The sequence below is a fragment of the Maritalea myrionectae DSM 19524 genome, from assembly GCF_000423365.1.
GTDB classification, from domain to species: domain Bacteria; phylum Pseudomonadota; class Alphaproteobacteria; order Rhizobiales; family Devosiaceae; genus Maritalea; species Maritalea myrionectae.
In genome coordinates this window covers 352,692-378,152 of sequence record NZ_AUHV01000002.1, presented here as the reverse complement: position 1 = coordinate 378,152, position 25,461 = coordinate 352,692, and the positions used below count along the sequence as shown (strand labels likewise).

27 protein-coding genes are annotated in these 25,461 nt (G+C 53.1%); 13 read left to right on the top strand and 14 right to left on the bottom strand.

What is annotated here, in order from left to right; all coding sequences use genetic code 11:
• Positions 1-29 precede the first annotated feature (29 nt).
• Positions 30-1,070: an AraC family transcriptional regulator gene (locus G549_RS0101945; protein WP_210162385.1), complete on the top strand. Its 1,041-nt coding sequence runs from the start codon at positions 30-32 to the stop codon at positions 1,068-1,070.
• A gap of 114 nt (positions 1,071-1,184) precedes the next feature.
• Here the strand turns inward: G549_RS0101945 and G549_RS0101940 are convergent, their stop codons facing one another.
• Both G549_RS0101940 and G549_RS0101935 read right to left on the bottom strand, forming a co-directional pair.
• The gene (locus G549_RS0101940) at positions 1,185-1,472 is read right to left on the bottom strand and encodes a GIY-YIG nuclease family protein (RefSeq protein ID WP_027833617.1); all 288 of its coding nucleotides are present in this window, start codon (positions 1,470-1,472) and stop codon (positions 1,185-1,187) included.
• Between the two features lie 504 nt (positions 1,473-1,976).
• Positions 1,977-2,474 (bottom strand): hypothetical protein, encoded by a 498-nt coding sequence (locus G549_RS0101935; protein ID WP_027833616.1) that lies wholly within the window; start codon positions 2,472-2,474, stop codon positions 1,977-1,979.
• On the opposite strand from G549_RS0101935, the gene G549_RS0101930 reads away from it, so the two are divergent.
• The gene (locus tag G549_RS0101930; RefSeq protein WP_027833615.1) at positions 2,475-3,653 is read left to right on the top strand and encodes an ImmA/IrrE family metallo-endopeptidase; all 1,179 of its coding nucleotides are present in this window, start codon (positions 2,475-2,477) and stop codon (positions 3,651-3,653) included.
• Positions 3,640-4,089, top strand: a complete 450-nt coding sequence (locus G549_RS0101925) for a hypothetical protein (RefSeq protein WP_036220813.1) — start codon at positions 3,640-3,642, stop codon at positions 4,087-4,089. The genes G549_RS0101930 and G549_RS0101925 overlap by 14 nt, the downstream gene beginning before the upstream one ends.
• On the opposite strand, the gene G549_RS0101920 is transcribed toward G549_RS0101925, so the two are convergent.
• A complete protein-coding gene (locus tag G549_RS0101920) occupies positions 4,086-4,598 on the bottom strand; it encodes a DUF721 domain-containing protein (protein WP_169449591.1) in 513 nt (170 codons plus the stop codon). The two genes, G549_RS0101925 and G549_RS0101920, sit on opposite strands and share 4 nt — an antisense overlap.
• A gap of 81 nt (positions 4,599-4,679) precedes the next feature.
• Here G549_RS0101920 and mutY point away from each other — a divergent pair, with 81 nt between their 5' ends.
• The gene (mutY, locus tag G549_RS0101915; RefSeq protein ID WP_084633882.1) at positions 4,680-5,750 is read left to right on the top strand and encodes an A/G-specific adenine glycosylase; all 1,071 of its coding nucleotides are present in this window, start codon (positions 4,680-4,682) and stop codon (positions 5,748-5,750) included.
• Positions 5,751-5,753: 3 nt separating this feature from the next.
• On the opposite strand, the gene G549_RS0101910 is transcribed toward mutY, so the two are convergent.
• Positions 5,754-6,503, bottom strand: a complete 750-nt coding sequence (locus G549_RS0101910) for an SDR family oxidoreductase (RefSeq protein WP_036220811.1) — start codon at positions 6,501-6,503, stop codon at positions 5,754-5,756.
• 72 nt (positions 6,504-6,575) lie between these two features.
• Here G549_RS0101910 and G549_RS18585 point away from each other — a divergent pair, with 72 nt between their 5' ends.
• Complete coding sequence (locus G549_RS18585) at positions 6,576-7,193, top strand: TetR/AcrR family transcriptional regulator (RefSeq protein ID WP_051213180.1); 618 nt, start codon at positions 6,576-6,578, stop codon at positions 7,191-7,193.
• 122 nt (positions 7,194-7,315) lie between these two features.
• On the opposite strand, the gene G549_RS0101900 is transcribed toward G549_RS18585, so the two are convergent.
• Positions 7,316-8,461 (bottom strand): site-specific DNA-methyltransferase, encoded by a 1,146-nt coding sequence (locus G549_RS0101900; RefSeq protein WP_027833610.1) that lies wholly within the window; start codon positions 8,459-8,461, stop codon positions 7,316-7,318.
• Positions 8,462-8,583: 122 nt separating this feature from the next.
• Positions 8,584-9,243, bottom strand: coding sequence for a ribonuclease HII (locus G549_RS0101895; RefSeq protein WP_027833609.1), 660 nt, complete (start codon positions 9,241-9,243; stop codon positions 8,584-8,586).
• A gap of 164 nt (positions 9,244-9,407) precedes the next feature.
• Between G549_RS0101895 and G549_RS0101890 the strand changes: the two genes are divergently transcribed.
• Positions 9,408-9,641 carry a hypothetical protein gene (locus tag G549_RS0101890; RefSeq protein WP_027833608.1) on the top strand — a complete coding sequence of 78 codons (234 nt, stop codon included), beginning with the start codon at positions 9,408-9,410 and terminating at the stop codon, positions 9,639-9,641.
• Between the two features lie 13 nt (positions 9,642-9,654).
• Here G549_RS0101890 and G549_RS0101885 read toward each other — a convergent pair whose 3' ends face one another.
• The 3 genes from G549_RS0101885 to G549_RS0101875 all read right to left on the bottom strand — a co-directional run bounded on the left by G549_RS0101885 (position 9,655) and on the right by G549_RS0101875 (position 12,500).
• The gene (locus G549_RS0101885) at positions 9,655-10,752 is read right to left on the bottom strand and encodes an alanine/ornithine racemase family PLP-dependent enzyme (RefSeq protein ID WP_027833607.1); all 1,098 of its coding nucleotides are present in this window, start codon (positions 10,750-10,752) and stop codon (positions 9,655-9,657) included.
• Complete coding sequence (locus G549_RS0101880; RefSeq protein WP_210162383.1) at positions 10,749-11,930, bottom strand: N-acetyltransferase DgcN family protein; 1,182 nt, start codon at positions 11,928-11,930, stop codon at positions 10,749-10,751. The genes G549_RS0101885 and G549_RS0101880 overlap by 4 nt, the downstream gene beginning before the upstream one ends.
• A gap of 219 nt (positions 11,931-12,149) precedes the next feature.
• Entirely contained in the window at positions 12,150-12,500 is a 351-nt protein-coding gene (locus G549_RS0101875) for a hypothetical protein (protein ID WP_027833605.1), read from the bottom strand.
• A gap of 338 nt (positions 12,501-12,838) precedes the next feature.
• On the opposite strand from G549_RS0101875, the gene G549_RS0101870 reads away from it, so the two are divergent.
• Entirely contained in the window at positions 12,839-13,645 is an 807-nt protein-coding gene (locus G549_RS0101870; RefSeq protein ID WP_027833604.1) for a mechanosensitive ion channel family protein, read from the top strand.
• Between the two features lie 63 nt (positions 13,646-13,708).
• Here G549_RS0101870 and G549_RS0101865 read toward each other — a convergent pair whose 3' ends face one another.
• Positions 13,709-14,662 (bottom strand): alpha/beta fold hydrolase, encoded by a 954-nt coding sequence (locus G549_RS0101865; RefSeq protein WP_246778324.1) that lies wholly within the window; start codon positions 14,660-14,662, stop codon positions 13,709-13,711.
• Positions 14,663-14,776: 114 nt separating this feature from the next.
• On the opposite strand from G549_RS0101865, the gene G549_RS0101860 reads away from it, so the two are divergent.
• Together G549_RS0101860 and G549_RS0101855 are read left to right on the top strand one after the other, a co-directional pair.
• Positions 14,777-15,511 carry a helix-turn-helix transcriptional regulator gene (locus tag G549_RS0101860; protein ID WP_027833602.1) on the top strand — a complete coding sequence of 245 codons (735 nt, stop codon included), beginning with the start codon at positions 14,777-14,779 and terminating at the stop codon, positions 15,509-15,511.
• A 351-nt stretch (positions 15,512-15,862) separates the two neighbouring features.
• On the top strand, positions 15,863-16,804 hold the full coding sequence (locus G549_RS0101855) for a CPBP family intramembrane glutamic endopeptidase (RefSeq protein ID WP_210162382.1): 942 nt from the start codon (positions 15,863-15,865) through the stop codon (positions 16,802-16,804).
• A gap of 182 nt (positions 16,805-16,986) precedes the next feature.
• Here G549_RS0101855 and G549_RS0101850 read toward each other — a convergent pair whose 3' ends face one another.
• From G549_RS0101850 to G549_RS0101840, 3 genes are all read right to left on the bottom strand, one after another.
• Positions 16,987-18,135, bottom strand: a complete 1,149-nt coding sequence (locus G549_RS0101850; RefSeq protein WP_027833600.1) for a PA0069 family radical SAM protein — start codon at positions 18,133-18,135, stop codon at positions 16,987-16,989.
• 152 nt (positions 18,136-18,287) lie between these two features.
• Positions 18,288-18,836 (bottom strand): molybdenum cofactor biosynthesis protein B, encoded by a 549-nt coding sequence (gene moaB / locus G549_RS0101845; RefSeq protein WP_027833599.1) that lies wholly within the window; start codon positions 18,834-18,836, stop codon positions 18,288-18,290.
• Positions 18,837-18,850: 14 nt separating this feature from the next.
• The gene (locus G549_RS0101840; protein WP_051213177.1) at positions 18,851-19,792 is read right to left on the bottom strand and encodes a uracil-DNA glycosylase; all 942 of its coding nucleotides are present in this window, start codon (positions 19,790-19,792) and stop codon (positions 18,851-18,853) included.
• A 220-nt stretch (positions 19,793-20,012) separates the two neighbouring features.
• On the opposite strand from G549_RS0101840, the gene G549_RS18580 reads away from it, so the two are divergent.
• Both G549_RS18580 and G549_RS18575 read left to right on the top strand, forming a co-directional pair.
• Positions 20,013-21,695 (top strand): tetratricopeptide repeat protein, encoded by a 1,683-nt coding sequence (locus tag G549_RS18580; protein WP_162889274.1) that lies wholly within the window; start codon positions 20,013-20,015, stop codon positions 21,693-21,695.
• A 3-nt stretch (positions 21,696-21,698) separates the two neighbouring features.
• Complete coding sequence (locus G549_RS18575; RefSeq protein ID WP_051213171.1) at positions 21,699-22,568, top strand: 4-(cytidine 5'-diphospho)-2-C-methyl-D-erythritol kinase; 870 nt, start codon at positions 21,699-21,701, stop codon at positions 22,566-22,568.
• Positions 22,569-22,578: 10 nt separating this feature from the next.
• On the opposite strand, the gene G549_RS0101820 is transcribed toward G549_RS18575, so the two are convergent.
• On the bottom strand, positions 22,579-23,595 hold the full coding sequence (locus G549_RS0101820) for a polyprenyl synthetase family protein (protein WP_027833597.1): 1,017 nt from the start codon (positions 23,593-23,595) through the stop codon (positions 22,579-22,581).
• A 135-nt stretch (positions 23,596-23,730) separates the two neighbouring features.
• On the opposite strand from G549_RS0101820, the gene G549_RS18570 reads away from it, so the two are divergent.
• Together G549_RS18570 and G549_RS0101810 are read left to right on the top strand one after the other, a co-directional pair.
• Complete coding sequence (locus G549_RS18570) at positions 23,731-24,516, top strand: tRNA1(Val) (adenine(37)-N6)-methyltransferase (protein WP_084633870.1); 786 nt, start codon at positions 23,731-23,733, stop codon at positions 24,514-24,516.
• 70 nt (positions 24,517-24,586) lie between these two features.
• Positions 24,587-25,453, top strand: a complete 867-nt coding sequence (locus G549_RS0101810; protein WP_051213165.1) for a S49 family peptidase — start codon at positions 24,587-24,589, stop codon at positions 25,451-25,453.
• Positions 25,454-25,461: the final 8 nt, after the last annotated feature.

Here is a 25,461-nt window from a genome sequence, read left to right as displayed (position 1 = left end):
ATTGACCCCACATATCACCCGACTAAGATGTGGGGCGACGTGGGGGCACAGCGATGGAAAATGGCAGCGTTTCAGCTGGTTATCTAAAATCAATCTTGGATTATGCGGCGGATAAGGGCGCGTCCCGTTCGGCCCTTTTGGCTGCGGTCGAACTGGATGACGCCATCTTCGAAGATGCCGACAACCGCGTGCCGATGGAAAAGTTTCGCCGCATGATGCAGCTGGGCGCCGAATACACCAACAACCCCGCCTTTTCGTTGGATTATTGTTGGGACATGCCCTTTGTCCGCACCTCAATTGTCGGGCTGATCGCTGAATCCACCGCCAATATGGGCGAGGCGCTCGAACAGCTCAATCGCTATGGCAAACTTGTGGCCGAAGTGGATATCGGCACCGCAGGCGAACGCTTTGCCCTGGTGCCTGAAGGCCATGAATTGTGGCTGGAAGATACCCGGCTGAACCCCAATGAGTTTCCCGAACTCACCGAAAGCACCTTTGGCCGCTTCATTTGCGAGTTCCGCCGCCATTTTGGCGACACCCCCTTCGTCAAACGCATCAAGGTCACCCACGAGCGGCCCGCTCATTATAAGGATTATGACCGTGTGCTGCAGGCCCCAGTTGAATTCGCGGCAGACCGCAACGCCATGGAAATCGAAACCTCATGGCTCACCGTGCAAACCGATTATGCCGACCGCTATGCCTTTGGCATTCTTTCCAAACATGCCGACGCGTTGCTCAAAGAACTGGAAAGCAGCAAGACCATAAAGGGGCGGGCCGAAAGCATCATGATCCCGGTGCTGCATACGGGCGAGCTGACCATGGATCAGGTGGCCGAAAAAATGGGTCTCTCCCGCCAAAGCCTATATCGCGGCCTCAAAGCCGAAGGCATCTCCTTCGAACAATTGCGCGACGATCTCCGCCACAAAATGGCCTGCCACTATCTGGCCGAGAAAAAAGTCTCCGCCAACGAAACCGCCTACCTCGTCGGTTTCTCCGACCCCAGCGCCTTCTCCCGCGCCTTCAAACGCTGGACCGGCCAAGCCCCGGGTTCGTGGCAGGCGGTGCGGTAGGGACGTATTGTCACCGCAGTAGCCGCGCTCTCCGGCGTCGCCCACACCCCAAACGTCACCCTCGGGCTTGACCCGAGGGTCCAAGCAGCTCGGGCGAAACGGCACCAAACCAATTCACCCACAAATCTGATCAAACAAATCATCCCAGAATGGATTGAATTTCTGGATCAACTCAACTTTCCAAGCCCGCGACCAGCGCTTCAAACTCTTCTCCCGCTGAATGGCCGCGCCAATTTCATCATGCGCTTCAAAATACACCAAACGCTTCAACTCATGGTCCTTGGTAAATCCTTCAACAACACCCTCACGATGTTCATAAACCCGCCGCACCAAATCACTCGTCACGCCAACATATAGCGTGCCGTTCATCTTGTTGCTCATGATGTAAACCCATCCACCCATGGCGAAAACATTGCCGCTACATGGATTACCGGGTCAAGCCCGGTAATGACGGGAGAGTGTTAGGCAGACATTTCTCAAACGCAATTTGTTAGACACAGCACCGCACCAACCCAACCCTCCCGCGTCACCCCGGACTTGATCCGGTGTCCAAGCAGCGCCCGAACAATTCGCACTGCGCAAAACACCTCCCGCTTCATTGCAAGACCAGCCTCGCGGCGTGAGCGTGAATCTGTCTTGCAATCCATTTCACCTGTCGACAGTAAGAAACGGTACATGAGGGCACAGCATTCCATCCCCGCCACCGTCACCCTCGGGCCTGACCCGAGGGGCCATGCAGCGCAAACCAAGGCGCACCTCCCCAGCGCATTGCCGCGAGGATAGTCCAATCTGGATTCCCGCCTGCGCGGGAATGACGACTGCGGCTAAGGGCTCAGCACCAGCCAAACACACCGTTCCAGACTAGACCCAGGGAACCAGTTGAGCGCAAACCAAAAACTTGGACACTTATCTCTGGGCTTCCGAAATGATCACGTTAGTTTTGTCGCGCAAGACCCTTTCTTTTTTTCTTGCGATGCTCGTTTTATCACTAATCCAAACCATTGATAGACCCATGGGGCCAATTGCAAGCACAGTTGCGATAATTGGTGTGTAGGGCGCGTATAACTCCACTTGAGGAATTAACAGTAATAAAAAACAGCCTATTGCAGCTGCTATACCAATCTTATCTACCACGATGTTTTTATTGGAGATTTCTTTTTCTAAAGAATGGATAGCCATATACCATTGTGCCAAAGAGTCTTCTAGATCATTCTTGGCTGCCTCTGAAAAATTCAATCTTTCCATTTTTTCTGGGTTGCTTAACCAATAATCTGCTCGGTTGTAATCTGCGCGGGCTCTGCTTAGGATGGGGCTCGTAAAACTGTTTACAAAAGTGGCCGCAACATTGATTGCAAAACCTAATTCTAAGACACTCGCGTAGTCGCCAAATGATTGCATCGTCATATGTCAAACAAACTCCCCAATTTTAACCCGCAAATACTAGACAGTCTTATAAATCAGACTGGTGCCAATATAAATAAGGTTGCGCAGTATATAGATGCAACTCCAATTCAGGTGTCGCACTTTTTGGAGGGGGAGAAACCACCGAGCTCAAAGCAGATTAATCGATTGGCTGAATTCTTTGGTGTAGCTCCATTAGCTTTCTTCAAAAAAAATCAATTTTCGGTAGCCGAAAAAATTGACTTTCGAACAGAACTTGGCGGATTGGAGGGGGATCCTAAAGTTGCCATTGAAGCCATTGGTTATGCAAAAAGGATTCAAGCTCTACTGGCCCAAGTAGTGGAAGAGGAAATGACATGGTCTCACCTTGGTGAACCTGTTTACACAGCACCAAAAGACTTTGAGGAACTGGCGATAAAATGGCGAAAGTCATTGGAGATTTCGAACGAGAGCCAGCTCCGCTCTAAATCAGAGAACGCCTTTTTTTCCTTTATTAGGAGTCGAATAGAGTCGCTTGGCATCAGCGTGTTGGTCTCGTCTTTCGAAAACAAAAAGCTAAAAGGTTTGGTATTTGGTGCGACCGATGACATCCCGGTCATCCTAATCAACTCATATAGGCAGACTCATGGCGCAAGATTATTCACGATGATGCATGAGTTTTGTCATGTTCTTTTAGGACAAGACGATCTTTCAAATCCATTCAATCCCTCCTCTGAACTTGAGCGCGCTTGTAATCGCTTCGCTGCGGAATTCTTAATGCCACGTGACATGGTTGCCAGCGAATTCAACAGACATAGCAACCCCCTTAGCAACCAGAGTATTAGGCGAGTTGCAAAAAGGCTTCGTGTTAGTCAAGAAGCTTTAGTTATTCGCTTAGTGGAGTGTGGATATGCGCCTGACAACTTCTGGAATACATGGAAGGGCCAGTTTGGTAAAACCAATGAACTTCCAAGCGAGGTAAAGTCCGAGGGAGGAGGTGGCGGTGCTTTTCTGGGGCAGAACAAACTGTCAAAGTTTGGATACCTCTTTGCGCGTTCCGTACCGAATGAGTATAGGAAAGCAGGATTGTCGGCATCAACTGTATTTCGATTTAGTCGCCTGAAGCCAAAATACTTTCAGTTGTTGAGTGACACCGCAGAACAAAAACTCTCCGAGTACAAGGGGGTAGATGTTTCTAGCTAGCCCTATGTACTTATTTGATTACGAAGCACTCGAAAACGGGTTTTGCAATGGTACTGATGAATGCCACGATATACTTTCTAGACTTGGAAAGCAGAGCCTTTTTACAACTAAACCCCAAAAAGAAATTTTTATAGACGCATTTCCAGACGAACGGGAAGTAATAAACGAAAACGTGACGACCGCAGCAACAAGGCAAGAACACTCCCGTCTTGCAGCAAGTTATTCGGACAGGCTTGAAAATTTAGTTAATGTGACGGCACCCGAAGCAAATGAAAAATTGTTACTTGCTGCAGTGGCTGCATCAGAAGGATATGTGATTGTTACGGGTGAAAACGCTCCAATAACTGTATCAATTCGTGACATTGCAGATGCGCTAGATTTAGAGATTTACTCCATTGCCGAATTCATAGATCGCGAGGCTGGGGAAAACCCCTAACCCCGCCCCTTAAGCCCCCGCCCAAGCTTCATTAACGCCTCGCGCAGTTCCGCATCCTCAATGCCATCCAGCTCCGCATTCAGTTCCGCCTCAACCTTCGGCGTCAGCGGTCTTAACTGAGGCCGGGTATCCTCTTGCTGCTGCGGCAAAAACGGGCGGCGGGAGGGTTTGATTTTATCCACCAGATAAAAGCCGAAATAGCGGTTGATCGCGCCTTTGATCATGTCGGTCTCGTGGGTGAAGGCGAGGGCGTAGATCGGGTCGACGCTCACGGTGAGTATCGCGCCGGCGGCGCCTTCAATCTGCCCGGAATGGGGCCATTTGAGCTGGTCGGGGATCACCGATTGATCAAACGGTTCAGGCACAATATGTGCCCAACGGGTCAACAATTCGGCATTAGCAAAGCCGCGCTTTTGCGCCAGCGGTTCAATCGCCCGTTCTGCCAATTCCGAAATCGACATCGCGCGCTTGAAATGCTTATAGGCTCTGGTCTTTTTTTTGTCTGCCATGGGTGCCCGTTCAAATATGTTGCGCACAAATGGTGCTTTTGGCTTGAGCCAGCGACGCAACGCAGTACAGTGCCGCCCATCATGCATGAAAAAATCTCAAAAACTAGGGGTAAAAACGCCCCCACCTTAGACGCGGAAGCGATGCTGGAGTGGTATGATCGCTCAGCCCGCACCCTGCCTTGGCGCGTAGGGCCGCACGCGCGGGCAGAAGGGGTGTTGCCCAACCCCTATTTCGTCTGGCTGTCGGAGATTATGTTGCAGCAAACCACTGTGCCGACGGTGGGGAAATATTTCGCCGCGTTCACTTCGCAGTGGCCGACCATTTTTGATCTCGCCGCCGCCCCGCGCGACGATGTGCTCAAAGCCTGGGCGGGCCTAGGCTATTATGCCCGCGCCCGCAATCTGCATGCCTGCGCTCAGGTTTTGGTGGATGAGCATAATGGCATCTTCCCCGCCAGCGCCGAAGAATTGCAGAAGCTGCCCGGCATCGGGCCCTACACCAGCGCCGCCATCGCCGCGATTTGTTTTGATGAGCAGGTGGCCGTGGTGGATGGCAATGTGGACCGGGTGGTGGCGCGCTATACCGCTTTGGACACGCCAGTGCGCGATCAAAAGCCGTTTGTGCGCGAAGTGGTGGCGCGGTCGGTACCCAAGCGGGCCGGGGACTTTGCCCAAAGCCTGATGGATTTGGGCGCCACCATCTGCGCCCCAAAACGCGTCAACTGCTTGATTTGCCCCATCGCCGAGAATTGCGCGGGCCGTAAATCCGGCGTACCGGAAAACTATCCGGTGGCCGCGCCCAAAAAGCCAAAACCCCAGCGGTTTGGCCATGCCTTCGTGGTGCAAAACCAGGAGGGCGACATCTTCCTGCGCCAGCGCCCGGAAAAAGGCCTCTTGGCCGCCATGACAGAAGTGCCCGGCAGCGAATGGATTGGTGAGCGCACCGAACCCGAATTTCCCTTCACTGGCGATTGGCACAAGCGCGGCACCATCGACCATGTGTTTACCCACTTCGCCTTAGAGGTGACCGTCTGGTTCATCCAAAGCGACACGCCGCCAGCGGCAGAAGGGTGGTGGCAACCGGGTGAAACCGTCGAGGGCGAAGCCTTGCCCACCGCCTTCAAAAAAGTGCTGCAAAAGGCATTGAAATAGCTCTTAGCGCAAAATCTTCGCGGCGATGGGCGGGGCCAGCAGGTTTAAAAACCGAAGCAACTTGGCCTTGCCCACCCAGATTTCATTTTGCCCCCGGCCAAGCCCAATCACCACTTCTTGCGCTGCCTGTTCCGGCGAAATCTTTCCGGTGCCACGGCCTCTGGTCATTTCCGTATCTACCAGCGCCATCACCGCTTCGCTGATCTGAACTTGCGACGCTTCATCCTCACATTGATAGCGGATCGCGCGGGTGAAATGGCGCACCCCCGCCTTGGTGGCGCAATAAACGGGGGAAGCCGCTTTCGGCGCAATCGCTAGCCCGGTGCTGATATTGCAGATCAGCGCTCGCTCTTGCCGCGCGAACTGCGGCAGCAGCCCAAGGCTCAAAGAGATAAGCGCATCAAGATTGAGAGCAATTTCATTGCGCCCTTCCGCAATGTTCTGTGCTGTGTTGCCAGCAAGCACATTCATCTCAACCTGCCGCGCGGCATTATTGATCAGCACATTCAGGTCCGGATGGTTGGTCAGCAGATGCTCAATCAACTGGTCAACCGCTTTGGCCTCCGCAAGGTCACAGACATAGGGTGTCACCGCTTGCGGGAATTGCTGTTGCAGCCGCCGCAAATCGTCTTCATTGCGACCCACCACAATAAGTTGAGCTCCCTGCGCGATCAGCAGCTTTGAAATCTCCAGCCCTATGCCCCGCGCACCGCCGGTCACCAGCGCCTTGCTGCCCGAAAAGTCAAATCCCATCACCACACCTCATTTACAATCAAGTCGTTCGGTGCGATAATTGAGCAATTACTCAGCTTTGGAAACTCGCATTTGTCTTCACTCGCCAAACAACCCGCCAGCCCCCGCAAACAGCCGCGCCAAGCCCGAGCTCGCGCCACTGTCGATGCAATTTTGCAGGGCAGCACTCGCATTTTACAAACGCACGGGTTGGAGAAATTCAACACCAACCACATCGCCGATGTGGCCGGGGTCAGCGTGGGCACGCTCTATCAGTATTTCCCAAGCAAGGACGCAATCTTAATCGAACTGATCCGGCAAAAGCGCAGCCAATTGCGCGATGCATTGGCTGAAGCAGCGGCTTCATCTGCTGAACTGACGCCGGAACAGGCATTGGACAATCTGTTGCGCGTGACCATCGCCCACCAATTGCGCTGGCCGATGGTGGGGCGCACGCTCGATTATGCCGAGAGCTTCCTGCCTCTCGCAGATGAAAGCTTCAACTTCAAGCGCGAACTCACCGACATCATTTCGACATTGCTCGCCAAATTCTCAGTGCCGAATGCGGATATGGTGGCGCGTGATTTAATCTTCGCCTTAAACGGATTAATCGAGGGGATTTTGGCCACGCAAAACGCAGATGCGGACCAAATCTTCACCCGCGCACGATTTTTGGCACACGGCTATATTAATGCAGTCAGAGAAAACTGAAATTTGCTGAAATAATCTAAAACTTTTTGGAGTTTTTACCCCGATTTCACCTGCCCAAAGAAAAAGCCGCTGATCTGACTTAGACCAGCGGCATCGAGGTTGCCTGTATGCAGTACTGGAGGTCAGGCTGATAATTTCTCCATGCGCGAGCGAATGTCCGCGCGTAATTCGTCAATCAAAACAAGGTCTTTGCCCTGTTGGATGTGCCAATAGGTCCAGCCATTGCAGGCCGTTTGCCCTTGCACCGCGGCGCCCACCTTATGGATCGAACCCTCATGCCCCTCGCATGAAAGTGACCCATCGGCCCGCACCACCGCTTTAAATTTCTTCTTTGAATCCAACAGGATAGCGCCGGGCTCCATCAAGCCTTGCTCGATAAGCGAACCAAACGCCACGCGCTTTTCCGCCCGCTTGCCCTTCACAGTTTCCAACACCACTTTGTCCAATGGCTTGATGCTGGCAATCCGCTTCAGCGCCGCGTTGATATAGTCGCTCTCGCGCTCAATGCCGATGAAATGGCGGCCCAGTTTCTTGGCCACAGCACCTGTTGTGCCGGTGCCGAAGAAAGGGTCGAGGATCACATCGCCCGGCTTCGAAGTTGCCATAAGTACGCGATATAACAGCGCTTCTGGCTTTTGGGTCGGGTGCACCTTGTCGTCATTCTCGTCTTTCAAACGCTCCTGGCCCGTGCAGATCGGGAACAACCAGTCTGACCGCATCTGCGTGTCATCATTTGATTGTTTCAGCGCGTCATAGTTGAACACGGCCTTTGAATCTTGACTTCGGGTTGCCCAGATAAGTGTCTCATGTGCATTGGTAAATCGCGTGCCGCGGAAATTGGGCATGGGATTGGCTTTGCGCCAGATCACATCATTCATCATCCAATAGCCAAGGTCCTGCAAGGTCGCGCCAACGCGGAAAATATTGTGGTAAGACCCGATCACCCAGATCGCGCCATTTGGCTTGAGAACGCGCTTTGCAGCGGCCAGCCAGTCGCGGGTGAATTGGTCGTAATGGGCGAAATCGTTGAACTTGTCCCAATCATCATGAACCCCGGCCACATTGGATTGGTCAGGACGGGTAAGTCCTTTATCCAACTGCAGATAATAGGGGGGATCGGCGAACACCAGATCAACTGATCCGGCGGGCAGGGCATTCATTCGTTCAATACAATCGCCAACCAAAATGGTGTCGATCGGCAAAACATCTTTCGCTTCCTCAGAAGCTGGCGCTATATCCCGCGCCTCGGTACCCAACTCACGCAACATTTACTTAACCCTAACGCAATACTACCTCGCCAGTTGTAATTTGTTAGGGTTAAGCGAGCTTTAAATCTTATGGTAAACCAAAAGTAAACAATGAGATTGCGCCGCTAAAGCACTGTTTTGAATCAGTTTTCTTTGGCAATTATTTCTGCGATCGGCTTGAAATCTTTGCGATGATGATCGCAGGCCCCATGGTCAATCAATGCGGTCAAATGCTGTTTTGTGCCATAGCCCTTATGCTTCAAAAACCCGAAATGCGGCGCGTCCCGCTCCATAATTTCACAGGCGCGATCCCGACTAACCTTGGCAATGATGGAGGCCGCGGCAATGGAGAGCGAGCGGCTATCCCCCTTGATCAAAGAGTGCCCGGCGCAGGGCAGGTGAGGTGGCACGTCCCGCCCGTCAATCAGGGCGACATCCGGTTGTTGCGCCAGAGCTTCCACGGCACGCCGCATGGCCAACAGGGTGGCGCCACGAATATTGTGGGTGGCGATCATCTCCGGCGGCGCACTGGCAATGCCAACTTGAGCACTGGCGAAGATCTCATCATAAAGCCGATCCCGCACCTTCACCGTCAGTTTCTTGCTGTCATTCAGCCCATCCGGCACGTTTTCAGGATCAAGGATCACTGCCGCCGCAACCACTGGCCCGGCAAGAGGGCCACGCCCAGCTTCATCCACGCCGCATACAATTTTACCTTGCGCGCGGAACGCGTCCTCCAGCGACAGATCGGGACTGCCGAATAGATCTGATTGTGAAGTCGATGATGAGTCGCGTTTGGCCATGGTGTTTTGTGCCATAGTGATTGGCTTAAGGAAAGCAGGATGAACATCGATGACCCGCAATTATCAAGGTGTGTGCCGGGTAATTTTATTCTACCCAGCCCTCGGAATAGATGCAGGCATTTTCGCAAACCGTGCTAATCTTTTTTCTTTGAATTGAGGTAGTTATGGTCATCCGATTTGCAGTGATGAGCTTTCGACAAAAGGGCCGTGCTTTGGTCGCGGATCCGATGCAATCCGCCAAGACAGCAGACGCTGCGATTGCGCTGGCAGAACGGGTTTTTCTGTCGCGTGACGGGGCGATTTCGTTTTCTCAGGAAATTGATGTCGAAACCGATTGCTACGACGAACCAAAGGTTCTTTCCAAACATGGCACGCTGCCGCCAGAGCTACTGGACTAGCTAAATACAACCTTCACGCGGCGGCGATCGAATCGCGCGACGCGCTATTCTGGTGATATTGTTTTGTGACGAAGGGCGAAGCCATGGCGTGGATCAATGCGCTATAGTTGAGGGAGAAGGCCACTTCTGACCCAATTGGGCAAGTTTGATCCTGTGTGTCCAGGATGAGGTGGTCGCTGCTCGCCCCCAAAACCTTTAAGTCTTGATGGATGGGCGCAAGGCCAGTTGGGTCCGTGTCTGCATGGCCAATCGCCAACAGCGCTTGTCGTATGGGCCCACTGTTTGCGGCTGATTTGGCTGATCCAAATGCGGTCTGCCCGATTGTACCCGTCGGTTGAGATGGCTTGGTTTTGCATTCGATAACTTCAGCGACAAGCACAAAGGCGTCGGCATAAAGCCCATCTAGCGGTTGACGGTGGAGTGGTTCGCAGCCGAGTAAAATGGCCTCGCCCAATCGTAGATTGTTAATGCGCCCTTTTTTCCCTTCGCCCAACGCCCAATTCAAATTGGCGGAGTTGCCGCCGGAGACGACGGGGAATGTTCTGTCGAATGTGGCATCGATAGCATCCGCGAGTGCGGAAAGTTCACCCATATTTCGTGCGTCAGGCACAACGCCATTCTGGCAGGCCAAGTTGGTGCCAATACCATCAAGCCTGATATTGGGGAAAGCCAGTGTTCTACGCACCATATCCTCAAGGTCTGAGGGCATTATGCCCTCGCGCAAGTCCCCCAATTCGACCATTAGCAAAATGCCGTGAACACAATTCTGCGCACAAGCCGCCGCAGAAAGTGCGGCAATGGTCTCAAGCTCAGTGTTTAAACTTATGTTCGCGGATTTAACCACGCGGGCGGCCTGGCTCAGCATGGGGGAACGAATGAGTTCCATCTGCCCATCAACGCCCGCTTTGCGCATGTTTTCAATGTCTTCAACACGAGAGTCTGCCAAGCCCCTTATGCCGGCAGACAGCAGGGTATTGGCAAATAGCGGGTTACCAAGCATTGCCTTTGTAACACCTGAAACACCAATGCCACGATCTGCCAGTTTTTTGACAAGCACCTGCGCGTTGTGCCGAATTTTGCTTAGGTCAATCTCAAGCCGAGGCGCGGTCAATGGGAATTGACGGCACGTTTGATCGCGAGCTCTGGAAATGCGCCAACAACCATATCGACCAGAAAATCCGTCGATCGGGTTAGGGCATCCGTTACAGGAATACCCAACTCACTCGAATTGGACTTGATTGCAGCGCTCACGTCTTCGTCGCTCATATTTTCGTGGTTGATGGTCACGCCAATGACCTTCGTGTCCGAAAATGTCTCGATCAGATTGATCTCGCTCTTTGCCGTTGGCATTTTGGTGTCTGGAAAATCGCCCAAATGGCTGCGGCCTGGCGCGTGTTGTAAAATCACACCGTCTGGCTGACTGCCGCGCAGAATAAAGGTCGATGTCAGGTAGGCCGGGTGACTAAGCGCACCTTGACCTTCTACGATGATGACATCGGGGTTCTCGCGTTCGAATGCATCAACAATTGTGGATTCCATTTCGCCGGAGCAGAACTGAGCGGGGATTGCGTCGATGGCAATGCCGTATCGCGCGCCTTGGATCAAGCCCGTTTGGCCGGTTCCGATCATAATGGCTTTAATGCCATGGGCTACAAGCGCGTTGGTGAGGATCGTTGATGTTGTGCGCTTGCCAATGGCGCCATCAGTGCCAAGCACCGCGATAACCGGGCAAGTCACTTCAGCGATCCGCCCGCTGAACATTCTCAAATGCTTCTTGTCGCGCGGCTTGCGCACATCAATGATGCTAACACCATGAGCAGCGCTTGCGGCGATAAAAACTGGATCTTCATTCAGAAATTCGTGCAAACCATTCACGATATCCATGCCGTAGCTCATCGCTTCAATAAGCAAGCTACGCTCACGCGCAGACAACATGCCGCTGGCTGGTGCCATGCCAAAAATGAAATAGTCTGGCGTGCCTGCCATGTTTTCCAGTGCGTCGGCCAAATCACGGTAAATGGGAATAGTGTTGTTAATACCATCCAGCACCATGCCGCTATCTTGGCCAGCCAGTTCGCTGTCGATAACACCGCGAACGTCATATTTTTCTGAATGTCGGACAAGCCCATTTGCAGTTTTCCCGTCCAAAGCGCCGAAGTTCCCCTCGCAATAAACAAGGGCCGTATTTGTGGTCATCGAAAGGCCATGTTCGGCCGGTTCGAAAACCTCGTTTGCGGCATGCTGGCTGCGATTTGGGTCAGGTTGCATGGGTGGAGTTTGTCTTTTCATTTCAAAATTATCGGTCATTTTGTTCCCAAAAATAGATTTTTGCTGGCAACAAAACCGCGCCAGCGAAACGGATAAAAGCTCTCAAGTCAGTTTGAAAATAGCGGCTGAAGCGTTTTGTGGGGCGGCGAGATGCTCGCCTGATCCCACAAATCAGCTTATCCGCACTTTAGTGCGCGCCAATATATGGCGAATGCCGCTGAAATCAGCGACAGAGACGGGCTACATGTCTTTGCTTATCTCAATTTGACAAGTTTTGACTAATTCCCGATTGGGCTCTTCAGCACCTAACGGGGTTGCCCAGCCAGCTTTTTCAATAATCTGGCGGCGCTGATAGGCACTCGCTTCTTCATACTGAACAAATATTTCTTTAGCTTTCGGGTCTGTTTTTGAGCTTCGTACGCAATATGGTGTTAGCACTTCTGCGACTGCGGTCTCGGTCATCTCGGTCGCCAAATCCTCTGCGCTCGCGCCAGTGACCCAGCCTCCCCAGGTAAACCCCACAAAGGCTAAAGTAATAGCTCCCGCGCCCGCGCCCCAAAGCGCAGGTTTCGTCCATGTTGGCAATTGCATGATGTAAGTCCAATCAGTATCGGAACAGGCGCGCACGATTGCGCGCTAGGTCACCACCTATATCACACATGTGAGAATCCGAAGAATCTTTATTAGCAAATCATTCCATCGCCCGGTGCGCGCCACCCAAAATACGCTCGTCGTGAGCCGCCGAATAGATTGGATTTTGAAGGGCAATGGATCATGCTGGTACCTATATCCCTATGTGTCATGGAGAGCGGCAACAGGGTCGCTGAAAGCAATCGTGAGCGACTTTCAAACCGATTTGCCGGCTGATAACGTATCGATACAAATCAAGACCAAGTCTGAGACGAGCCAAGAACTAAGGAGAAATAAATATGGATCAGGTGTCTGAAATGGCGATGGGCTACGGCCCGATAGTGTTCAATGCAATCAAAGCACTGATCATCCTGATTGTGGGGTGGATCGTGGCTGGCGCCGTTTCCGGACTGGTGCGCAAAAATGTGGCCGCAAACCCCCGCATTGACGACACGATCGGCAATTTTGCCGCCGCCATTGTTAAATGGGTCATCCTTTTAATGGTGCTGATCGCCGTGCTCGGGCTGTTCGGCATCGAAGCCACGTCGCTTGTGGCCGTTATGGGCGCGGCCACCTTGGCCATCGGCCTTGCGCTACAAGGCACCCTGTCTGATTTGGCCGCTGGTTTTATGCTGATTATTTTCCGGCCCTACAAAAACGGACAATTTGTTGATGTGGCCGGCACGGCAGGCACAGTGGTCGACATAAATCTGTTTGTGACCGAACTTGTGACGCCCGACAATGTGCAAATCATCATTCCCAATGGCCAAGCCTGGGGCGCGATCATCACCAACTATTCACACCATAAAACCCGCCGCTGCGACCTGACCTTTGGCATTGATTATGGTGATGATGCGGATAAGGCGATGAAGATTATTGAAGATGTGGCCAAGGCCGATGGGCGCGTTCTGGACACGCCGGAACCGTGGTTTCGCGTGACCAATCTGGGTGACAGCAGCGTCGACATCACGGCGCGGCTTTGGTGCAATACCGCAGATTACTGGAACCTCAAATTTGCGATGACCAAGGCGGTGAAAGAAGCGTTCGACAAGGACGGCATCTCCATTCCATATCCCCACTCTGTGGAAATTCAAAAAGAAGGCTAAGACCAATCGGCCAAAGCAATAGCCCGCCGGAAAACCGGCGGGCTTTTTGCGAAGCCAGCGCGCCTAGCTGGCGCTTTGCGTTTCAAGCCAATTCAAAATGGCTTGGTTGGTTTCTTCTGGCTTTTCCTGCTGAATCCAGTGGCCGCAATCAAGGCTCACAACATCCAGATTGGGCACGAAGTCTGTTAGATTTTCAGCCTTCGGGATCATGTCCCGCTCGCCATAAATCATCAATGTCGGCTGCTGCATGATCGGGTCGACATCGGCGAGTAAGTGCCAGTTGCGGTCCATATTGCGATACCAATTGATGCTGCTGGTGAAGCCATTTTGCTCAAAGGCATCTACCAGCACCGCCAATTCATCCTCGTTCAATAGAGGATCGCCCGGGGCATCTTCGGCCTCGGCAAGGTTGATCATCATATTGCCCGGTTCCGGCGGGGCAAGCGGCACATTTTTGCGGAACAAATTGCTGAGGAAGCGTTTGGTATTTTGATCCAGTACCGCATCCGCCACGCCTGGTTGACGGTTGAAATGCACAAAATAATGATCGCCGCCAAATATCTCTTCCAAAAATTCGATCCATGGCTTTTCCGTCCGCGCCTGATAGGGCAGGGCCAAATTGATGATCTTGCGCACACGCTTCGGGTGTAACTGGGCCATGCACCACACCACATTGGCGCCCCAATCATGGCCAACAAAAATCGCGTCATCATACCCATAATGATCGAGCAGTGCGGCGAGGTCGTCGGTGAGGTGCGCAATGTCATAGGCGGTCACCTCTGCGGGGCAGGATGAATTGCCATATCCCCTCTGATTGGGCACGATGACATGATACCCCGCCGCCACGAGGGCGGGCACTTGATGCCGCCAGGCAAAGGCATGTTCGGGCCAACCATGGCAAAGCACAATCGGGTTGCCCTTATTGTCCTGCCCGGCTTCAAACACCTCCAGTTCCACACCATTTACAGCAATCATCGTGGGGTTCGGAAATTCGGTTGATTTAATCATCGTGTCCATTTGTCTACCTGCTCGTTCTGCTCCACATCAGGGCGCTTGGTCTTATTTCACCGCGAACTACTTCGCTGATAGGACACTATGGAAAAATATGCCATTTTCTGGCATATTAGTTTGATGAGCGATAGCAATTTTGAAAAACGGGCCGAACGGCGCGCGCGCCTTTTGGGGCTTCTGCGATCCGATGATCATTGGACGACCGACGATTTGCGGGCGCAATTGGGCATCAGCCAACGCACCTTGATGCGGGAACTGGCGGCGTTGAAAGAGGCAGGCTACCCCATCGAGTCGGACAGGGGGCGCGGCGGCGGCATTCGACTGGATGGTAGATGGGGCGTCGAGCGGCTGAATCTGAGCCATTATGAAGTGATCGAGCTGATCCTTTCTCTGGCCATCGTGGAAAGCCTGCAATCGCCGCTGCTCACCGGCAATCTGAAAGCCATCAAGCAAAAGCTGTTTCAGGCCTTTCCACAAAAGCAACGCAGTGCCATCAGCAATATCCGCAAACGCGTGATGATTGGCGATAACGCCAATAAATTTATGCTCTCCGAATATGCGCCCCCACCACAGCACATCTCAGAACGCATCGCCGAAGCGTTTTTGCAGCAAAACCTGCTGGAGATTGACTATCAAAACGAAGCAATGGAGCGCCGCACACGCGTGATCGAAGCGCAATTCATCCTGCTCAACTGGCCGATCTGGTACATTATCGCCTGGGACCATCTCCGCGACAATTCCCGCGTTTTCCGTATAGATCGGATTAAACAAGCGAGGTTGGTGGAGGGCAGTTTCACCTTGCGCCCGAAAGAGGTGTTTACCGGGATCTATCGGCCGTTTTATCAGACGATTTGAGGGGGAGGCGAGCTCCGCTGCGACACTGGGTTTAGGTTGGTGCGGCTCAGGGGTAGCGCTGTAGTTTTGGTTTTATACATGGATATACATCGTCATTCCCGCGAAGGCGGGAATCCAGATAGGAGTTTCAACACCGCAAATCTGAAACAGTGGGGACTTGAATAGCGCTTGCCTGGATCCCCGGGTCAAGCCCGAGGATGACGGTGGTGGAGGCGGTCCAAACGGTGCCATGATCACCAGCACTAAACTGAGCCCGGATCAAGTCCGGTGTGAGGAGAAGAGCCGCGGCTCAACCGTGAGCGGAAAATCTCCCCCCAAAGAGTACCCAACCGTTTGCGCGAAAGCGTTGGAGTGCCGAGCACAATTTGCCATTTGATCGAAGTCAAGGCCAGCAAGGGCCTAGCCTGCAATCATGGGGCAGTGTTGGTGCGGGGGACAATGACAATGGCGCAAAACTCATCACGCGAATTTGGCGGTTCACACCAGCCCACAGGCGACTTGCCGTCGGGTGCAATTCTCATGTTTGTCATTCTGACCTTTGCGATCACTTGGGGAATTGGTGGGGCCTACATTTATTTCCCTGATTGGATGGAGCCGAGGTTTGGGGAACTGACGGGCCTGCATCCGCTCTTTGTGATCGGGACGTGGGGGCCGGCTATTGCTGGCGTCATTCTGGTTTTGGCCTTTACGGGGCTGAAAGGCCTGCGGGCTTTTCTGTCGCGGCTGCTGCTCTGGCGCACCGCTCTGCATTGGTGGCTGTTGATCCTGTTCGGCTTGCCGCTGCTCTTTGTCATTGGATCACTGATCAAGGGCGGCGGGATTTTGGCTGAGTTGCCCGAAGAGGGGCTTGCCGTGGCTTTCCTGATCACTGCGGTTATGCTGTTTCTCGGCCCGATGGAAGAATTGGGGTGGCGCGGGGTGGCCCAGCCGCTGCTTCAACGATTCATAGCACCATTTTGGGTTGGTATATTGATTGGCCTGGTGTGGGGCGTTTGGCACCTACCGGCCTTTTTCCTAGCGGGCGTCGTCCATTCAAGTTGGGATTTCGCTACATTCCTTGTGGGCTGCATGGCGGCTGCTGTTTTGGTGACGCCCATCTTTAACAGATCCAAAGGTTCGCTACTGTTGCCAGTTCTCCTGCACTGGCAGCTCAACATTCCGTTCTGGCCCGATGGACAGCCTTGGGACACATACATTCTTGTTGGCATCGCCGCATTGGTCACCTGGTTTTATCGCGGCGAAATGTTCTCCCGAAGCAATGCGGTGGTCAGAGTCATTCCTGAAACCACCTAGTTTGTGCGTCAATGCATTTAAAAGAATGCGATGTGCGCAGCGTGCTGCCCAAAGCGCATCCAAAAATATCCAGAGTGCCACCCCAAAAGCGTTGGAGTACCGTGCGGGGCACGACAATTGGGGCGGTCACTCTGGTAGGGAAGCTAAGTCTGTTGGCTAGCGGGCCAAAGGATAGGGGAATCCTAAAACAGACTTAGCTGCGGGTCTTCCACTTTTGGAGGTGTGAACAGGTCCGTGCGCAAATGCGGCAGGCGTTTTTTCATGCCATAGCGCTCCACCGCCAGATCAAATCGGCGTTGTAGCGAGAAGGCATAGGGGCCTTGCCCCGCCATGCGCGAATGAAAGCGCGGATCATTTTCGCGGCCCTGACGCACATCGCGCACCAGATTGAGCACGTGACGTAACCGATCCGGATAGTGCCGCAATAGCCACTCGCGGAACAATTGCCGCACTTCGCCGGGCAGGCGCAACATGATCATCGCGGCGCCACTTGCCCCATTGGCAGAGGCCGCGGCCAAAATCTTCTCAATCTCCGCATCATTGATCGCCGGAATGATGGGGGCCACTGCCACAGAAACGGGGATGCCCGCCGCCGTGAGCAATTCCACCGCTTCCAGCCGCCGTGCGGGTGAGGACGCACGAGGCTCCAACTTCCGCGACAGGATATGATCCAGCGAGGTGATGGACATGGTGACATGCACCAGATTTTGCTTGGCCAACTCGGTCAATAAATCCAAATCCCGCACAATCAGGCTGGATTTGGTGGTGATGGTGATCGGGTGCTTATGTGCCACGAACTTTTCGAGCAAAGCGCGCATGATCTTCTTGTCGCGCTCAATCGGCTGGTAAGGATCCGTATTGGTGCCAATGGCAATGGGCTTCACGCTGTATTTCTTATTCAGCCATGCTTCATAAAGCCGATCAGCCGCATTGGTTTTGGCATAAAGCTCACGCTCAAAATCCAACCCTGCCGAATGGCCCAGATAAGTGTGGGTGGGGCGGGCAAAGCAATAAACGCAGCCATGCTCACACCCGCGATAGGGGTTGATCGAGCGATCAAAATGAATGTCTGGCGAGTCATTTTTGGTGATGATCGATTTGGACTTTTCGTCCCGCACATTGGTTTTGACGGACACAAGCGCCTCAAGATTGCCCCAGCCATCATCAACGGCTTCGCGGCTATAAGGCTCGAACTTTGAGGTCTGGTTGGATTGTGCGCCGCGCCCGCGATTAAGATGTGGTGCGATAATGGTGCGCGACAACACATCCGCATCGCCGCTTTTCGCAATGCGCGCCAGGCTTTCCGGTGAGGGCGGAAATACTGCGTTCATTCCCATTTTAGTCTCCGTGCCTTTGGCGCAAACAAGCGCGCTCAGTTCAAATCAGTTCAGAACCGATTCTTAGCACAGAAATGAGAACAAAAAAAGAACATTTAACGCGATTTTAAGAAATTCAACCGCGCCGGAAACGGGGCAAGACCCCGTCAATCATGGTCTGGCGCCATATTTAGGCGGGGGATATTATCAATGAAATTGCACGGCTTGTGGCGGCTATCCAATTGATAATGAATCACGCCCTGCCAGCCATCGCGACAGGCACCTTTGGAGCCGGGCAGGCAGAACACCAGCGTGTCCCGCGCCAAACCCGCGGTCGCGCGACTTTGCAAAGTGGAAGTGCCAATCTGCGCGGCTGAATATTGGTGGAACAGCACGGAAAAGCCATCAATGCGTTTATCGAACAGTGGCTCCAGCGCCTCCGGGGTCACGTCACGCTTGGCAAAGCCCGTGCCGCCTGTGGTGATCACCACATCAATGTTTTCATCCGCGAGCCATGACTCCACCACGCCGCGAATAGCGTCCACATCGTCTTTGACGATTTGCCGATCCAGAACTTTGTGGCCGCTTTCCTCAATCATCGATTTCAACAGCGCGCCGCTATCGTCATTTTCCAGCGTGCGCGTGTCAGACACGGCCAAAATGGCAATATGCAGCGGGATCAGGGTTTTGGTTTCGTCAATTTTGAACTTGAACATCATAACTCACAGCATTAGGCGCTGAGCGCGCGTTTTAATTTCAACATGTCATGCCAAACCAACGCTTTTTGTGCGGGTTTGTTGAGCAAATGCGAGGGGTTGAGCGTGGCAAAGGCATTGGCAGCGTGGCCATCAATTTCGACCGCATGGGCCTGACCGCGCAGGCGCAAAATGCTGCCCTTTTGGTTGAGTACGGCATGGGCCGCCTGTTCGCCCAAACAAAGGATAAATTGCGGTTTGATCAGCCCCACTTGCCGCTGGAAAAAGGGCAGGCAGATGTCACGTTCAATCGGCGAGGGGCGACGGTCCCCTGCCGGGCGCCATGGCAAAATATTGGTGCGATAAACCGTTTCAATATCGAGTTGAATTGCGGCCAAAATCTTTTGCAACAATGCCCCTTCATTGCCTTGGAAGGGCAGGCCGGCCAAATCATCCTGCGTGCGCGGCGCGCCGCCAACCACCATGATTTTGGCATCCGCGGGCCCTTCGCCAAACACAAGTTTGTCTGCATGGCGCTTTAGCGGACACGCATCAAAATGGGCAAGGGCGTCGCGCAATTCATCAAGACTATTGGCGCTTGCTGCTGTTTTTTGCGCCACTTCAATTTCAGCTTTGCCAGCCAAGTTTTGCTGTCGCACCACAGGTTTTTTGGTGTCCTCTTGTAAAAGAGGATTTGAGATCAAGCCGGTTGAAGTGCCCTGCGGTGAACCGCTCGAAGCAGGTTGTTGCGGGGCGCTGGGCGATGCAGCCACTGGTTGTGCACTATGCGAAATTTTCGGGGCGGCGAACCGATCAATGGCCTCATCTTCAAGCGCCAAATCCACACCCATTGCCTCATACCATTCCAACAGACCCGCAAGACTGGCCGAATCTGCATCCAAATAGGCAGCGCCGGGCACCGGTGCGAAGGCGCCGCGATCGGTCTCATCATTTGGTGGTGGGGCATTTTCGCTCATAAAATTACTAATAGCCCATCATTGGGGTGCCGCATAGCGTTTCCCGTCAGAATTGAACGGTTTTTTACCTGATTTTTAAACGCATATCCTTGCGTATTAGCCATAAAATCGCCAATCTATGCGCCATAAATATGTTTGACCGAATCCAAATCAAATAAGGGCTGTCCCAAACGTGATGAATTGTTCAAAAAAACTGCAACACCTTTTTCTGGCTTCAGCAATGGTGTTGGGACTAAACGTGCATGCGCAAGCGCAAGACACAATTAATCTTGAACAATTTTCGCTTTATCATCCGTCAATTTCGGGCAGCTATTTGGCGGGTCGTGGCGCGTTTGAAGACCGTGAAAATGATTTGGCCGCCTCCTATTTCCTCGACGCATTGGAGGCAGATTGGGGCAATATTGCGCTGTTGGACCGAGCCTTTGTTGCGCTGGTCTCTGCTGGCCGCATCGAAGAGGCTGAAACGGTCGCAAAGCAATTGCTGAGTATTGAGCCTGAAAACGAGCTTGCCCGCATCGCCGTTGGCGTGGTGGCGCTTAAGGAACGCCGTTACGCTTCAGCGCTTAAATCGCTTGAAGGCATGTCAAAGGATTCCTTGTTTGGCATCACGGGCAATGTGATCTGGTCTTGGGCGATTGTTGAAGAAGTTGATGGGCGCGCCGCCGTTGAAAATCTGGAACCGATCAGCCAGCCTGGCTTCAAAAACTTTTTAGTATTCCAATCTGCTTTGATGGCAGATCTGTCCGGCAATGCCGAACTGGCCGACAAGCTGTACCAACAGGCATATGAAGCCGATCCGTTTGTGTTTCGCATTGTTGAAGCCTATGCGCGCTTTTTGGGCAATCAGGGGCGGCACGATGATGCAAAGGACGTTATCCAACGTTACTATGATCGTGGCCTCAGCCATGTGAATATTGATACGTTGGCAGCAAATCTCGCGGCCAAGAAGCGCCCGGGCCGCATGGCCGATAATGTGCAGCAAGGCGCGGCGGAAACGCTGCGTGGCCTGTCGTCTGCGTTGTCGCGCGAACAAGCGTCTGACATCTCCATTGTGTTGATGCGGTTGGCGAGCTTTTTGCACCCCAAATCAGACCTGATTACATTTTCCATCGCCGATCTCATGGAGCGGGCCGAACGCTATGAAATCGCCAATCAGCTCTATGGCCGGGTAGATCGCAAATCGCCATTGCACGGCCAAGCGCTGGTGCGTACGGCCGAAAATTTACAGGAAATTGGCGATATTGGCGAGGCCATTCGCAAGCTTTCTAATTTGGCCAACACCATGCCAGATAATCTGACCGCTGTGATTGCCCTTGGCGATGCGTTGCGGCGCGATAAGCGCTATAACGAAGCGGCAAAGGCATATGACAAAGCGCTGGAGATGACCGGCGGCGAGCGGCCAATCGATTGGCATCTCTATTATGTGCGCGGCATTGCGAACGAACGTGATGGTGTTTGGGAAAAGGCCGAAAGCGATTTCTTGAAAGCACTCGAACTCAATCCCGATCAACCCCAGGTGCTAAACTATTTGGGCTATAGCTGGGTAGATCAGGAAATGCAGCTGGAACGGGCGCTGGAAATGATTGAGCAGGCGGTCTCTTTGCGTCCTGAGGATGGCTATATCGTCGATAGCTTGGGCTGGGCCTATTATCGGCTGGAGCGGTTTGAAGAGGCTGTGGAAACATTGGAACGCGCCGCGCGCCTAAGCCCTAGCGATCCGACCATCAACGACCATTTGGGCGATGCCTACTGGCAGGTTGATCGCAAACGGGAAGCCAAATTCCAATGGGCAATTGCCTTGGAGCTCACCGACGAAGATGATGAAGAACTGATCGAGGAAATCCGCGAGAAACTTGACGGGAATTTTTCCGCCCTCAATCGCGTCGCTGAACTGAGCAACTAGTCTATGACCGTTGAATGGCTCGAGCCGGCCCCGGCCAAAATCAATTTGGCACTGCACATTGTGGGCCAGCGCAGCAATGGCTATCACGAGCTTGAAAGCCTTTGCGTGTTCACCGAACTGTGTGACGAACTGACAGCTACGCCCGCCGACAAAGATGAAGTGGAGCTCACGGGTCCTTTCGGCAACGCACTACGTGGTGAGCGGTCAAATATTGTGCTCAAGGCGCTTACTTTGTTTCGAACGCGCTTTCCCGACAAGTTGCCCCCAGGGCTTAAGATCGAACTGGATAAGGCTCTGCCGGTCGCGGCGGGAATTGGCGGGGGCTCGGCCGACGCTGCGGCAATGTTGCGGCTGGCCAACCGCATCTCAGGCTTGAACTTGGACTTGAATGATTTGATGGGGATGGCGCTGGAACTTGGGGCAGATGTGCCCATGTGCCTCCTCTCGCGCACCGCCTTTGTGAGCGGGGTGGGGGAGCAACTCACGCCGATTCCGGAGTTTCCGACATTTCAAATGGTGCTGGCAAATCCCGGTAAGGCGGTCTCAACCGCTGAAATCTTCCGAAAGCTCGTGGACAAGGACAATCCGCCGATCCAACGCGATGCCGCAGATTTTGCGCATATTTCCGCTATCGCAATGTGGCTTGAAGGTACGCGCAATGATCTGCAAAAACCGGCGATAGAACACGTTCCTGAAATCACCGATATGCTCGCAGATTTGGGGCAACAAAAGGGATGTTTGCTATCGCGCATGTCCGGTTCCGGTGCCACCATATTCGGCCTATTCGGCACCGCTGGCGAAGCCATGTTGGCTGCACAATCGTTTCGAAAAAATTGGCCACAGGCTTGGGTGGCCCAATCCGCGACCTTGTGATCAACGTGCGTTAGTACGCGCGTTCAACGCAATAATCAGCCACATCGATGAGAATACGACCACCGGGGAGGTGGGCAAATTCTTTCAAATGTGCCTTGGCGTGTTCAGCATGCTGTTGCGCCCGCGTGAGTGCGTCGGCCAAGGCGTTTGTGCTCTGTAAAATCTCAACAACTTTGCTGACCGTTTCAGCGCTCGCTTCAGGATCGCCCAAATTGGTTTTGATGAAATCGCGATCGCTCTCGCTGGCATTTTGCAGGGCATGCAGAATTGGCAGCGTCATCTTGCCCTCGCGCAGATCGTCGCCCACATTTTTGCCAATGGTGCCGCTTGCGCCACCATAATCCAAAACGTCGTCGACAATCTGGAACGCAATGCCCAGTTCAGCGCCAAAACTCTTCAGCGCTTTGCGTTGCGCTTCAGTAGCGCCGCCCGCCATGGCGCCAACTTCAGTGGCCGCCTCAAACAGTGCGGCTGTTTTCGCTTTGATGACCGCAAAATACTCGTCCACCTGGGTGCTGAGGTCGTTGGCTTTTGAAAGTTGGAAAACTTCGCCTTCAGCGATAATCGCCGCGGCTTGCGACAGCACACCCAGCGCGTCCACATCACGGGTTTCCACCATCATCATAAAGGCTTGGCCCAGCAAAAAGTCGCCAACCAGCACAGATGCGGCATTGCCCCAGACCATGCGCGCGGCTAGTTTGCCGCGCCGTTTTGAACTCTCATCCACCACATCATCATGCAACAAGGTGGCGGTGTGCATAAACTCAACCGCCGCTGCGTAATTAATGTGATGACTGTTTTGTGGGGTAAACAATTGGGCGGCAGCGATGGTGAGCATAGGGCGCAAGCGCTTGCCACCAGCGTCAATCAGATAGGAGGCAATTTCAGGGACCATTTCAACGCGGCTGCCCACACGGGCCAACAGCATTTCGTTCACCGCTTCCATGTCCTTGCGGGTAAACTCAACCAGCTCATCAACCACATCTTTCGGTTTGACCTGATCAGTCACTGCCTGCGCACCACTCATTTTTCGCCCCATGGACAAATGTCCCAATTCGCTTAATCGAATTTTTGCTGTAATCTTGTGACAAACTCAAGAAAACTTGTTGCTCATCGTCGGACAAGATAACTCTATTCGATAACAAGATTCATATATGTGCTTATGTCCGTAGACCACCCGCAAGGGAAAGTAAAACACCATTGTGTCACATCTGACGCTTTTTTAGGCGGTAAACTCAGTGTGTGCCAGCCCGAAAAAGGCTTCCGTGCAGGTGTGGATAGCGTTTTGCTCGGCGCGGCGGTGGATGATGCACCCAAAACCCTGCTGGAACTGGGCGCAGGCGTTGGCGTTGCCTCCATGACGGCGCTAACATATTGCCCCGGCCTGACCGCGCTTCTCGCCGAAATTGATGATGAAATTGTCGATCTGGGCAAACAAAATCTGAGACATAATGGATATGTTGATCGGGCAGAATATTGCCAAATCGACATCATGGCCCCCGGTCCGGAACGCGTCACCGCGGGCATGGTGCAGGATCATTTCGACAGTGTGATCGCCAACCCGCCATATTTTGATGAAAAGACCGTTTCACTTCCCAACGACAATTATGGCAAGCGGGCGCACGCCCACGGTATTGATTGCTTGGAGCGTTGGGTGAAAGCGGCGGTCAGTTGCGCGCGCGCTGGCGGCGAAGTGATCTTCATACATCGCGCTGCTGAACTGCAAAAACTGATGAAATATTACGACCGCCGATTGGGCAACATCACCATCCTGCCCATCGTGTCGCGCCCCGGCCAGCAAGCCAGCCGCGTGCTCGTGCGCGGCTATAAGGGATCAAAAGCACCCTGCAAGCTCTTGTCGCCTCTCTCATTACATGGCACTGAGGGGCGAGAATTTACGCCGCAATTGCAAGCCATTTTAATGGGAAATGACAAATTACACTGGTAGTTTGTATTTTACCTCCTACATTGTGAACTAAGATGAACAAAACGCGCCAAAAGCGTAAGCAGGGAAATTTATGCACGACGATCTGACCGATAAAATTAAAGCGCCATGGCACGCCCGACTTTTGGGCCGCGATAATGTGCAAATCCCTGTGGTGCGGTTAAGCGGCACAATTGAAGCGAGCCAAAAACCAGACCGGATCAATATCGCCAATGCCGCGCCGTTATTGAAACGTGCGTTTAAGAATAAGCAGGCACCAGCGGTTGCCATCATCATCAATTCTCCCGGCGGTTCACCGGTTCAATCGCGCTTGGTGGCCAAGTATATTCGTGACCTCGCGAAAGAGAAAAATAAAAAGGTGTTGGTCTTTATCGAAGATGTTGCCGCATCCGGTGGCTATTTCATCGCCACGGCAGGGGACGAGATTATTGCTGACCCGAGCTCCATCGTGGGCTCCATTGGCGTGATCTCTGCCACTTTTGGCTTTGTGGACGCGATTGAAAAACTTGGCGTGAGCCGCCGCGTTTACACCGCTGGCGAAAACAAATCCACGCTCGACCCATTTTTGCCCGAAGACCCTAAAGATGTGGAGCGATTGAAACGCTTGCAGCTCGATGTGCATGAAGTGTTCAAAGACTTTGTGAAAGAACGCCGCGGCGACAAACTGGATTTGGATAAGGAAGGCTTGTTCTCTGGCGAATTCTGGACCGGAAAATCGGCCATTGAGTTTGGCCTGGTTGACGCGCTCGGCGACATATATGAGACTTTGCAAAAGCGCTATGGTAAGAAGGTCAAGCTGGTCAAGATTGAGGAGAGGCGCTCGCTATTCTCCATGCCGCGCGTTCCTTTTTTGGGCGGGCAAATCGGCCAGCAATCTTTAAGTGATGATGTGCTTTCAACCCTTAAAGCGCAGGCCCATTGGTCGCGTTTCGGACTGTAAGAGGAATA